Annotated in this window: 9 protein-coding genes; all 9 read left to right on the top strand. The window is 44.0% G+C overall.

The genetic code is table 11. The annotated features are described in order from the left end of the window. Positions 1-397: 397 nt before the first annotated feature. The 9 genes from ACVA54_RS04150 (at position 398) to ACVA54_RS04110 (ending at position 13,321) form a co-directional block, all read left to right on the top strand. The gene (locus tag ACVA54_RS04150; RefSeq protein WP_099078591.1) at positions 398-1,945 is read left to right on the top strand and encodes a DUF3360 family protein; all 1,548 of its coding nucleotides are present in this window, start codon (positions 398-400) and stop codon (positions 1,943-1,945) included. A gap of 305 nt (positions 1,946-2,250) precedes the next feature. Continuing rightward, complete coding sequence (pflB, locus tag ACVA54_RS04145; protein WP_099078590.1) at positions 2,251-4,527, top strand: formate C-acetyltransferase; 2,277 nt, start codon at positions 2,251-2,253, stop codon at positions 4,525-4,527. Positions 4,528-4,679: 152 nt separating this feature from the next. Further along, positions 4,680-5,651: a lipid A deacylase LpxR family protein gene (locus ACVA54_RS04140; protein WP_172438069.1), complete on the top strand. Its 972-nt coding sequence runs from the start codon at positions 4,680-4,682 to the stop codon at positions 5,649-5,651. Positions 5,652-5,806: 155 nt separating this feature from the next. Then, positions 5,807-6,547, top strand: coding sequence for a pyruvate formate lyase 1-activating protein (pflA, locus tag ACVA54_RS04135; RefSeq protein ID WP_099078588.1), 741 nt, complete (start codon positions 5,807-5,809; stop codon positions 6,545-6,547). A gap of 99 nt (positions 6,548-6,646) precedes the next feature. Next, complete coding sequence (locus tag ACVA54_RS04130) at positions 6,647-7,312, top strand: energy-coupling factor ABC transporter permease (RefSeq protein WP_099078587.1); 666 nt, start codon at positions 6,647-6,649, stop codon at positions 7,310-7,312. 205 nt (positions 7,313-7,517) lie between these two features. After that, the gene (locus tag ACVA54_RS04125) at positions 7,518-8,018 is read left to right on the top strand and encodes a YfbU family protein (RefSeq protein ID WP_099078586.1); all 501 of its coding nucleotides are present in this window, start codon (positions 7,518-7,520) and stop codon (positions 8,016-8,018) included. A 477-nt stretch (positions 8,019-8,495) separates the two neighbouring features. Then, on the top strand, positions 8,496-10,430 hold the full coding sequence (locus ACVA54_RS04120; RefSeq protein WP_099078672.1) for a PrkA family serine protein kinase: 1,935 nt from the start codon (positions 8,496-8,498) through the stop codon (positions 10,428-10,430). Positions 10,431-10,478: 48 nt separating this feature from the next. Then, entirely contained in the window at positions 10,479-11,750 is a 1,272-nt protein-coding gene (locus ACVA54_RS04115) for a YeaH/YhbH family protein (RefSeq protein ID WP_099078671.1), read from the top strand. Between the two features lie 11 nt (positions 11,751-11,761). Beyond that, positions 11,762-13,321 (top strand): SpoVR family protein, encoded by a 1,560-nt coding sequence (locus ACVA54_RS04110; protein ID WP_099078585.1) that lies wholly within the window; start codon positions 11,762-11,764, stop codon positions 13,319-13,321. The last annotated feature ends 18 nt before the right edge of the window (positions 13,322-13,339 follow it).

The raw sequence follows: 13,339 nt of genomic DNA, 5'->3' as shown, positions 1-13,339 counted from the left end.
GAATGAAGCCAGCTTTTCGCACCATCTATGAATGGCATCAATAAGTTCAATTGAGCATTATTTCCGCAAAACAAAGTCTAATTTTATGCAATTTGTGTAATCGAATTACACACTAAACCACCAAGTTGTTCGCATGCCAGACACTTTCTGTAGTTTTCTTTCACATCCTTTCTTAAAGTGATCTAAATCAATCACCCCAAAGGGCTATCTTGCTAAACTCCGCCCTAATGATGAGGAATTTTTTGTGCCTTAACACAACAGGTTATTAGCTATGCTTAGGCACGTGGTATATGTGCAACAAAAAAACTAATATATAGCTAGCATAGGAAGTACCGCAGGACGCGGGTTTTAATATTCAATTCAGAATTAATAATTTTTCAAAATATATGAGGAATCTATGTCAGACGCAGTAAATAAAGCGCACTCTGATTCAGATATTGAGACGAAAAGCTATCAAGAGCTTCATCGTCCATCTTCTGAGTTCGCAAGCCGTTCAGACTACCTAGATCACGAACTGCAAATCATGAAACCACGCCGCTACGCATTGAACTTGCCAGGTCGTGATTTCCGTTTTGAGCTTGAAGACCTTGTTCCTGCACTTGCTGGTACTATCGGTATTATCGCGATGTATTCTGCGGTAATGATGTCTTGGGCTGAAGGTCTTACCGCTGCATGGGATCACGTTAGCTTAGGCAAAGAGTTTGCTATCGAAGTTGCACGTGTAGAAATGCTTATCCCTGCATTCCTTTTCTGTGTACTTGCTTCTGGTTTTATTAACCCTAAAGCCAACCTTGCCGGTAACCACGGTCCAATGATCCCTCTAATTGGCACCATCGCTCTCGCGGGTGCTCACCCTCTTGCATTGGCAATCTTGATCGGTGTATTCGGTCTTCTACTGAGTTTCCTAAAAGGTGGTTCCAAACTGGTGAACCTCACCTCTGAAGGTACCGCCGGTGGCTTGCTTATCTTCTTAGGCTTAACGGGTACGATGAGCCAAATCACCTCAATTCAGGAGTGGGCTGTTGGCCTTCAATCTGACACGGTAGCTGCAGGTAGCATGGGTTACGTTGGTCTTATCGTTCTTGCGGTAACGATCGTACTGTACGCTTACCTTGCAAAAGTAAACAAGCGTTGGCTTGCAATCCCTGTGTGTGCGTTCACCGGTCTATCAATTGCGCTCGTTCTAGGTGCCGGTTTTGACATTAAATTCGTCACTGAAACCGGTCTACCTAACCTAAACCCAGTTTACTGGTGGGGCAGCACTGAAGAAGGTTGGATGCTAGGTTTGCCTAACGTCGAACACTTCATCGCGTCGCTACCATTTGCAATCCTTGCGGTAGCAATGTGGTCACCAGACTTCCTAGGTCACCGTATCTTCCAAGAACTTAACTACCCTAAAAAGACTGAAAAAGTACTGATGGACGTAGATGACACGATGACGATGTGTTCTATCCGTCAAATGGTTGGTACTGCGGTAGGTGGCGGTAATATCACCTCATCTTGGGGGACGTACATGATCCCTGCAGCTATTGCTAAACGCCCAATCCCTGCAGGTTCAATCCTACTAGGCTTGATCGTTATGGTTGTTGCTATCCTTGGCTTCCCAATGGACGTTGCGGTATGGCCACCAGTAATGCGCGTCGCTCTGCTAGTCGGTGTATCTCTACCTCTTCTTGAAGCGGGTATGCAGATGGTTAAAGATTCGAAAGATTCACAAGCAGCGGGCATCTGTATCTTCGGTTCAGCGGTTGTTAACCCTGTACTGGCTTGGGCACTAACGATGCTTCTTGATAACAACGGTCTAATTGGTGACAAAGAGCGTGCTTCACGTCTATCGTTTGTCGATAAGATTGTTATCCCTGTTGGCGTTCTAGCTATCTGTTTGGTCGCGATGCTTGCGGTTGGCATGCTGGAAGCTCAGTTCGGCATTCCTGCTCTATTGTAAGCTTATTGCTCAACTTTGATATGGGTAGCGCTTGTCGCTACCCAATTTTTATCGATTATTTTTAGTGTTTATTGATTTAGTTTAAGGTTTGCAAAAAAAGTTTAGTATAGTCTGAAATTGTTGTATGATAGAACCCACATTAAATGCAGTGACAATATTTATAGTTTTATGACCCAAACTATCTTATTTAAGACTATAAATATTGTTATTCATTAAGAGTGTACTGTTCTCCAGGTAACGTTGGAGATAGCTGGCTCAACGGCGAAACCAGTACGTGTTTTTTCTACTAAAAAGGTAGGTATGTCATGGCAGAGCAATTTGCTAAAGCTTGGGAAGGTTTTGTTGCGGGTGAGTGGCAAAACGAAGTTAACGTTCGTGATTTCATCCAAAAGAACTACGCCCCATATGAAGGCGACGAATCTTTCCTAGTTTCTGAAGGTACTGAAGCAACCAACACGCTTTGGGCTAAAGTAATGGAAGGCATCAAAATTGAGAACGCGACTAAAGCACCACTTGATTTCGATACTGACGTTATCTCTACCATCACTGCTCACGATGCAGGCTACATCGAAAAAGATCTAGAAATTATCGTTGGTCTACAAACAGAAAAACCACTTAAGCGTGCAATCATCCCTAACGGTGGTGTACGCATGGTTGAAGGTTCTTGCAAAGCATACGGTGAAACTCTTGACCCTATGATTTCAAAAATCTACTCAGAATACCGTAAAACTCACAACGCTGGTGTTTTCGATATCTACACTCCTGATATCCTAGCTTGTCGTAAATCTGGTGTACTGACTGGTCTTCCAGATGCGTACGGTCGTGGTCGTATCATCGGTGACTACCGTCGTGTTGCACTATACGGTATCGACTTCCTAATGAAGGACAAGCTAGCTCAATTCAAATCTCTTCAAGAGCGTTTTGAGAACGGCGAAGATCTAACTGCAACGATGCAACTTCGTGAAGAAATTGCAGAGCAACACCGTGCTCTAGGTCAAATCAAGCAAATGGCTGCTAAGTACGGCTTTGATATTTCTGAGCCAGCTCAAACTGCTCAAGAAGCTATCCAGTGGACTTACTTCGGCTACCTAGCTGCTGTTAAATCACAAAACGGTGCTGCAATGTCTCTAGGTCGTACTTCGACTTTCCTAGACATCTTCATCGAGCGTGATATCGCTGCTGGCAAGATCACTGAAGAACAAGCTCAAGAAATGATCGACCACTTCGTAATGAAGCTACGTATGGTTCGTTTCCTACGTACTCCTGAGTACGATGAGCTATTCTCTGGCGACCCAATCTGGGCTACAGAATCAATGGGTGGTATGGGTATCGACGGTCGTACACTAGTGACACGTACAAACTTCCGTTTCCTAAACTCTCTATACACTATGGGTCCTTCTCCAGAGCCAAACATCACTGTACTTTGGTCTGAGCAGCTACCTGAAGGCTTCAAACGTTTCTGTGCGAAAGTGTCTATCGATACTTCTTCTATCCAGTACGAAAACGATGATCTAATGCGTCCTGACCTACAATCTGACGACTACGCAATTGCATGTTGTGTATCTCCAATGATCGTTGGTAAGCAAATGCAGTTCTTTGGTGCGCGTGCTAACCTTGCTAAAACGATGCTTTACGCAATCAACGGCGGCGTTGATGAGAAGCTAAAAATGCAGGTTGGTCCTAAGTCTGAAGCAATCACTGACGAAGTTCTAAACTACGACGACGTGATGGCTCGCCTAGACACATTCATGGATTGGCTAGCGAAGCAATACGTGACTGCGCTAAACAGCATCCACTACATGCACGACAAATACAGCTACGAAGCGTCTCTAATGGCTCTTCATGACCGTGACGTTCGTCGTACTATGGCATGTGGTATCGCAGGTCTATCTGTTGCAGCTGACTCACTATCAGCAATCAAATTCGCAACAGTTAAACCAATCCGCGACGAAGATGGCATTGCAATCGACTTCGAAATCGAAGGCGATTACCCTAAATTCGGTAACAACGACGCACGCGTTGATGACATCGCATGTGAACTTGTTTCTACGTTTATGGGCAAAATCCGTAAACTTAAGATGTACCGTGATGCAATCCCAACTCAGTCTATCCTTACTATCACTTCAAACGTTGTGTACGGTAAGAAAACAGGTAACACTCCAGACGGTCGTCGTGCTGGTGCTCCTTTCGCTCCTGGTGCAAACCCAATGCACGGTCGTGATGAGAAAGGTGCCGTAGCATCACTAACTTCTGTAGGTAAACTACCGTTTGCTGACGCTCAAGATGGTATCTCTTACACCTTCTCTATCGTGCCAAACGCACTAGGTAAGGATGAAAATGCACAACGTTCTAACCTTGCTGGTCTAATGGATGGTTACTTCCACCACGAAGCGGGTATCGAAGGTGGTCAACACCTTAACGTGAACGTTCTTAACCGCGCAACGCTAGAAGACGCAGTTAAGCACCCTGAGAAATACCCTCAGCTAACAATCCGTGTATCTGGTTACGCTGTTCGCTTTAACTCTCTAACTGCAGAGCAACAAGCTGACGTAATCGCACGTACATTCACTGAGTCTCTATAAGACCGGTTGAATTAACACGTTAATTAATACAACAAAGGCCGATGCTGGAAAGCATCGGCCTTTTTTTGTATACACCTCTCGAGTTGTGACATTGCTTAGGATTTTGTTCGCAATCTTCCGTATTATGCGAAAAAAGCTAGCAAATGAAGTATATGAAGCTCAATAAATTAATTGCCCTCGCCTTGCTTTCACCAACTGCGATTGCCTCTACGAAATCCACAGTCTCTTTTGTTTTAGATAACGATGGCATCTTTGGTGTTGATCAGGACTACACTAACGGTGTTTTTCTTTCTTATACCACCGCACAACTCGCGCAAGATAGCGAATGGAAGTGGTTCACCCTTAATAGCCAGCCTAACGTTGACAAAGTAGAATTGGTATTAGGCCACAAAATGTGGACCCCTAGTGATATTGAAGCCGACTACCCTCTTGCTGATGATCGCCCCTACGCCGGCTATCTCCATACAGAAATCAACTATATTTCCCTCACAGCAGATCAAGCCGTTCGTTATAACTTCACCATTGGTGCAACAGGTGAAAGCTCTCTTTCCGGCAAAGCCCAAGATATTGTCCATGGAATAACAGGCTCAACCGACCCGCAAGGTTGGGAGTATCAAATTGATGACGAAATCGCGTTTAGTGTTGGCTACCGTGCATTTAACAAATTAATGCGCAGTGAAGGCAAAGATATTCAGTGGGAAATCACCAATGTGAATGACTTCAATGTCGGTAACTTTCGTAGCGACATCTCGCAAGGTGTCATGTTCCGTTGGGGGAGCAACTTAGCCAATAGCCTAGGGGCTGCCAACATCAGTGTTGAAAGCCCATTTTCAGCCAGTATGTTAGCCAAAAGCACGTCGAGCTGGTTTCTGTATACGGGCTTTGAAGGACGCTATCGATTCAACGACATCACTATCGAGGGTGACCGTTCAGGTATCCCTGAGCCAACCGAGCCTTATGACGTCACACTGCAAAACTGGCAAGCCAGTGCCGTTACGGGCGCCGCTTGGTACAACCAACACTTTGGTGCAAGCTTAACTTTCACTATCAAAACACCTGATTATAAACAAGCGCAAACGGATGTTTATGGCACTGGTTCTTTCTCATTATTCGCTTTCTTTTAGTTGAGTACCTATCTATCCAGATAGCCCGGTGTGTGAGCTCTCATTCGCCGCTTTCTGGACTCACGATCTAAGCAACCAAAACTCTCTAAGACTGTTTTAACCCTGCAATTTGTAATAAAATGACAGGCATAATCTATTAGAAATGAGAGCAAAAGATGTCAACAACTGGTCGTATTCACTCATTTGAGTCATGTGGTACCGTAGATGGACCTGGTATTCGCTTTATCGTCTTCTTGCAAGGTTGTTTAATGCGTTGTAAGTACTGCCACAATCGTGATACTTGGGATACACATGACGGAAAAGATGTCACGGTTGAAGAAATTATTGCCGAAGCAAAAACCTACCGTCACTTCATGAATGCGTCCGGTGGCGGCATCACTTGTTCTGGCGGTGAAGCGATGCTTCAACCTGAATTTGTTCGAGATTTCTTCCGCGCGGCACAAGCCGAAGGCATTCACACTTGCCTAGACACAAACGGCTATATCCGCAAGCACACTGACGTTGTGGATGAAGTTCTGGATGCGACCGATCTGGTTATGCTTGACCTAAAGCACATGAAAGATGAGATTCATCAGGACTTTATAGGTGTGTCTAACCGTCGTGTTTTGGATTTTGCTCGCTATCTACATAAGCGCGGCCAAAAAACTTGGATTCGTTACGTCGTTGTTCCTGGTTACACTGATGAGCCTGAAGCGGCGCACATGCTTGGTGAGTTTATCAAAGACATGGATAACATCGAGAAGGTTGAGCTGTTGCCTTACCACAAGTTAGGCGCACACAAATGGGAAGCTCTGGGGCTTGAATACCCGTTAGAAGGGGTAAATCCACCGCCAAAAGAGACGATGGATGAAATTCAATCGATTCTTTCTCAATATCACTCGAACGTGAAGTACTAATTCAAATTAGGCAAATAAAAGCATCAATACCAGCGCAGTCGCTGGTATTTTTCTATGGTAAGCAGAGCGCTCTAGTATCTTAAGTAGGGAAAATGAGACATGGATTGGTTTAATTTAGTTTCAACTATCGTTGTCATTTGGGTCGTTACGGCGTTTTGTGTGTCCGATTTTCGCAAAGTCGTTTGGCCCAAAATGGTACAAGAGAAGCCTTTTCAGCACTTAGTCTTTACTACCTTATTCTTGTTAATTGTTCTGTGGTCTGCGCAAGCTAGCGTAAAAGAAGGTTTGCAAATTCACTTTCTCGCAATCACAACGCTGACCATGATGTATGGCTGGCGCATGGCTTTCTTGCTGTGTATTCTAGCAATGCTTGCTAATCATCTGCTGCATGATACTCCATTGCTTATGCTGCCAACTTCGCTTGTATTGTCTGCCCTCATTCCCATATTGATTAGCCAGCTTGTTTTCATTCTCAGCTATCAATTCCTACCAAGAAATATATTCGTTTTCATTTTTGTCGCTGGCTTCTTCAATGGGGCAATTACAGGTAGCTTACATTTGCTAGGCAACGCCTTTTACCACCTCTATATCGGCCACTACGACTGGCAAACTATCTTAGATAACTACTTTGCTTTTGTTCCTCTACTTGCCTTCCCTGAAGGGATGCTTAACGGCATGGCATTAGCGGTACTGAGCGTTTTCAAACCTGAATGGTTAAGGGCTTTCTCCGACAGAGACTATATTTACAATCACTACCACAAGTAAATCACTTGTTACCCGACGCAATGTCTAAGCTTCCCCATCTGAGTGTGATCTCGTCAAACCTGTTAACAAGTTACTTTAAATGAATCAAATTCGACAATTATTGCCTTTTTTCATATTAAATATGTATTGAGATCATGTTTCATCAATGTATGAAGCGTTAACCTAAGCACATTAAAAATGTATTAGATTATTTAGTGAGGTCACCATGGAAATGTCAAACGCTCAACGTTTGATCCTATCAAACCAGTACAACCTAATGTCTCAACTGGATCCACATAACGCTCCTAAATACAAGCGCCTACAGACTATCGTCGAGCGAGGTTATGAGCTACAAATGCGTGAGTTGAACAAAAATTTTGGCTGTATTACAGAAACAGAATGTCGTGAAATCATCGACATCATGGAAATGTATCATGCAATGCAAGAATCAAATAAGATGCTTGATGATGAAGAGCAAGGCAAGGTTGATCAGCGTCGCTTACAGTTCTTAGGTTTTGACATTGCAACCGAAGCTCAACAAGTGCATTACACACGCTTCCTTGTCGATTCAGAAGGTCTGTACCCTCAATTTGATAAAGCAGACCACCACTTCAATAGCCAGATGCCGATGTTAGAAAAATACCGCCGAATGCTGAGAACATGGCGCAACTGCCCTCGCCAATATCACCTTTGTGCAAATGAAATGGCGCAAATTTTTAGCGCATAATTGCCCAAGCAACGGATAAGGGGAGCATTAGCTCTCCTTTTATTTGCTAAGCGTCTCCCCCCCTCCCCCATATTCCTCTTTCCCCATACTGCCATCTACTCACAATCAACCTAAGTCGAACTCTCACGGCAAATTATTGATTTAGCTGCAACTCATTCACAGGATAAATTCCTCCTGCTATCACAGCCTGACTCACAACCCACTTCAGCAATAAATTCATAATTGTTAAGCAAAATTGCAAATCCCCGACTAGGCTTAGAGATAGAAAGGGAGTGATTGAAAGGTCTCTATTCATCACACTTCGTTGCAGTGATAATTACCCATAAAGCAAAATCTTTGATGTTGTCTATCATGCTGTTAGCACAAACTAAACGAGATAACCGGGCGTATTACTGTGTACAACGAAGGCCAAATGTAATGGCAGAGAAACCTGCTTCAACGTTCGTCGGTAGACTGACTATTAAAGGGGAAAGCGACATGAGTATTTTCGACCACTATCAATCAAGATATGAAGCTTCAAAAGATGAAGAGATGTCGTTGCAGGATTTCTTATCCCTGTGTAAAGACGACAAAAGCGCATATGCCAACGCGGCAGAACGATTGCTGATGGCAATTGGGGAGCCCAAAGTCATTGATACAGCTCTCGATCCTAGGCTGAGTCGCATTTTCTCGAATCGAGTCATATCACGTTATGAAACATTTAAAGATTTCTATGGTATGGAAGATGCCATAGAACAAATCGTCTCTTATTTAAAACATGCTGCACAAGGCTTAGAAGAACGTAAACAGATTCTATACCTCCTTGGTCCAGTGGGCGGTGGTAAGTCGTCGTTAGCTGAAAAACTCAAGGCTTTAATGGAAAAGATGCCGATCTATGTACTAAGTGCAAATGGCGAGCGTAGTCCCGTTAATGACCATCCATTCTGCCTATTCAATGCAATAGAAGACGGTGAAATTCTTAAAAAAGAATATGGCATCGAAAAGCGTTACCTACGCTCGATCATGTCACCATGGGCAGCGAAACGCTTACATGAATTTGGTGGAGATATCACTAAGTTCAAAGTATTGAAAGTACGCCCATCCATCCTAGATCAAGTTGGTATCGCCAAAACTGAGCCAGGTGATGAGAACAATCAGGACATCTCATCATTGGTTGGTAAAGTTGACATCCGCCAGCTAGAACATTTCTCCCAAGATGATCCAGACGCGTACAGCTACTCTGGCGCGCTTTGTAAGGCGAACCAGGGCTTGATGGAATTCGTGGAGATGTTTAAAGCCCCAATCAAAGTGCTTCATCCTCTTTTGACGGCAACGCAGGAAGGTAACTTCAATGGCACTGAAGGGCTATCCGCGATTCCATTCGACGGTATGATTCTGGCTCACTCAAACGAGTCTGAGTGGCAAACGTTCCGCAACAACAAAAACAATGAAGCGTTCCTCGACCGTGTCTACATTGTAAAAGTACCTTACTGTCTACGCGTATCTGAAGAAGTGAAAATCTATCAAAAACTGCTTGAAAACAGTGAGCTTTCTAAAGCACCTTGTTCACCAAGCACACTCGAGACTTTAGCTCAGTTCAGTATTCTTTCACGACTTAAAGAGCCTGAAAACTCTTCGATTTTCTCAAAAATGCGGGTCTATGATGGGGAAACACTAAAAGATACCGATCCAAAAGCGAAGAGCTACCAAGAGTACCGCGACTACGCAGGTGTCGACGAAGGCATGAAGGGTCTATCAACGCGTTTCGCGTTTAAGATATTATCTCGCGTGTTTAACTTCGATCAAACAGAAGTCGCGGCGAACCCGGTTCACCTCTTCTACGTTATTGAACAACAGGTAGAGCGTGAACAATTCCCATCTGAACTCGCAGAAAAGTACCTCGAATTCTTGAAAGGTTACCTAGTACCTCGCTATGTAGAATTTATTGGCAAAGAAATTCAAACGGCTTATTTAGAGTCGTACTCTGAATATGGTCAAAACATCTTTGACCGCTATGTAAGTTACGCAGATTTTTGGATTCAAGACCAAGAGTATCGAGATCCAGAAACTGGCCAACTGTTTGACCGCGGATCTCTTAATTCCGAGTTAGAAAAAATCGAAAAGACCGCTGGCATTTCAAATCCAAAAGATTTCCGAAACGAAATCGTCAACTTTGTGCTTCGTGCGAAAGCGAATAATAATGGTCAAAATCCTGTTTGGACCAGCTACGAAAAACTGCGCACAGTGATTGAGAAGAAAATGTTCTCCAATACAGAAGAACTACTTCCGGTTATCTCATTTAATGCGAAAACCTCTTCTGAAGATCAGAAGAAACACGACGACTTTGTCGCTCGCATGATGGAAAAAGGCTATACCGAGAAACAGGTTCGCCTACTTTCTGAGTGGTACCTACGAGTACGTAAGTCATCCTAACCCAGCGAATGAGTTAGGTCGCTTGTGAAACATGAAGAGGGCTATTTCATGGCGCAATTTATAGACCGCAGGCTCAATGGTAAGAATAAGAGCGCTGTTAATCGACAGCGCTTCTTGAAACGCCATAAAGAGCAGATCAAAGAGTCGGTAGCAGACGCAGTGAATCGACGCTCGATTACGAATACGGAAACGGGCGAAGACGTCTCAATACCACACAAAGACATTAACGAACCCATGTTCCATCAGGGTAAAGGTGGGATGCGTGAGCGTGTGCATCCGGGCAACGACCAATTTACCACTGGTGACAAGATCGAGCGTCCGAAAGGCGGTGGTCAGGGCGGCGGGGCTGGTGAAGGCAATGCTAGTCCTGACGGTGAAGGCCAAGACGAGTTCGTATTCCAAATATCGAAAGATGAATATCTCGACATCTTGTTTGAGGATCTTGAACTGCCAAACTTAGAGAAAAATCAGATTGCCAAAATTACCGAATGGAAAACACATCGAGCAGGCTTCCAAACTGCGGGGATTCCATCGAATATCGCCATTATCCGTTCACTACAGCAATCACTGGCGCGACGAACCGCAATGACTGCGGGCAAAAAACGCCTTTTGCATGAGCTTGAAGTGGAGCTCACTCGTATCGAACATATCGAGCCAGCTCAAAAGCTCGAAGAGAATCGGTTAAGAAAAGAAATCGCAGAGCTTCGTAAAAAAATAGATAATGTGCCATTCATCGATACATTCGACTTACGTTTTAAGAACTACGAAAAACGCCCGGTTCCATCAAGTCAGGCCGTGATGTTCTGTTTAATGGACGTTTCAGGCTCCATGGATCAAGCGACGAAAGACATCGCTAAGCGTTTTTATGTACTTCTATACCTATTCTTAACCAGAACTTATGAGAACGTTGAGGTGGTGTATATTCGCCACCATACTCAAGCGAAAGAAGTCGATGAGCATGAGTTTTTTTACTCACAAGAAACCGGGGGTACCATTGTATCTAGCGCACTCAAACTGATGGATGAAATTGTCAAAGACCGCTACCCAGTTGGTCAGTGGAATATCTATGCCGCGCAAGCATCCGATGGCGATAACTGGGCTGACGATTCCCCAAGGTGTCGTGATTTATTGGTCAATCGCTTATTACCCAATTGCCAATATTATTCGTATATCGAAATCACTCGACGATCACACCAAACACTATGGCATGAATATGAAAAGCTGACAGAAGCATTTCCAAACTTCGCCATGAAAAACATTCGCTCTGTGGAGGATATCTTCCCAGTCTTCCGTGAACTATTCCAAAAAGAAACGGCGTAAGGAGGCTAGCGATGAATACCGCAACGAACAACCTCTCGAGGGAGGCCGCAAATAAGCGAAGAGACAACATGCTACCAGATGGGCCAGATTGGACGTTCGCCCTTCTGGAGCGTTACCACAAAGAAATCAAACGTGTTGCTGAGTTTTACCGTCTCGACACTTACCCTAACCAAATTGAGGTCATCACTTCAGAACAGATGATGGATGCCTATTCCAGTATCGGTATGCCTATTAACTATAACCACTGGTCATTTGGTAAAAAATTCATTCAAACAGAACAGAACTATAAGCATGGGCAAATGGGGCTAGCGTATGAAATCGTGATCAATTCCAACCCATGTATCGCCTATCTGATGGAAGAGAATACCATCACTATGCAAGCCTTGGTTATTGCTCACGCTTGTTATGGACATAACTCTTTTTTCAAGGGCAACTACTTGTTCCAAACTTGGACGGATGCAAGCTCAATTATCGATTATTTGCTGTTTGCGAAGAAGTATATTGCAGAGTGTGAAGAGCGTTATGGCGTCAAAGAAGTAGAGCAGCTGCTTGATTCCTGTCATGCGTTAATGAACTTTGGTGTAGACCGTTATAAACGCCCGGAAAAGATTTCTATTAACGAAGAAAAAGCACGTCAGGAAGAACGTGAAGCCTATCTACAGTCTCAAGTTAACGATTTGTGGCGAACGGTACCGCAAGCAAAAACAAAAGACGAAGATATTAAGGTTCGCTTTCCTACTGAGCCTCAGGAGAATTTGCTCTATTTCTTCGAAAAGCATGCGCCCCTACTTGAACCTTGGCAACGAGAGATCGTCCGTATCGTTAGAAAAGTGAGTCAGTACTTCTACCCTCAGAAACAGACTCAAGTGATGAATGAAGGCTGGGCAACATTCTGGCACTACACCATTCTGAATCACCTCTATGATGAAGGCATCGTTTCAGAAAAGTTCATTTTGGAGTTTCTGCATAGCCACACGAGCGTGGTAGCACAACCACCATACAACAGCCCTTATTTCAACGGCATCAACCCTTATGCGCTCGGTTTTGCGATGTTCCGAGACATTAAACGCATTTGTGAAGAGCCGACGGACGAGGATAAAGAGTGGTTCCCCGACCTTGCAGGTTCTGACTGGTTAGACGCCCTGCACTTTGCAATGCACAACTTCAAAGATGAAAGCTTCATCAGTCAGTACCTATCGCCAAAATTGATGCGCGATTTCAAACTGTTTGCTATCAACGACGATGACCGTAAGAACTACATTGAAGTTGCTGCCATTCATGATGAAATGGGTTACAAACGCATCAGAGAAACACTGGCTGCGCAGTACAATTTGGCAAACTTAGAGCCGAACATTCAGGTATTTAATGTCGACGTCCGTGGTGACCGTTCATTGACTCTTCAATATGTACCCCATAACCGCATCCCTCTAGCGAAAAGCTATGAAGAGGTATTGAAGCACGTTTATCGATTGTGGGGCTTTGACGTTATTTTAGAGGAGATCAAGGATACAGGACATAGAGAAATCCTTTCTACCTGTCCTAAACGAAATCAGTACGAAACAAATATCTAAAGGGCTTTCGCACAAACC

The sequence above is a fragment of the Vibrio sp. PNB23_22_6 genome, assembly GCF_052877535.1.
Note: the sequence above shows the minus strand (reverse complement) of the source record. Positions and strands in the feature narration are given on the sequence as shown.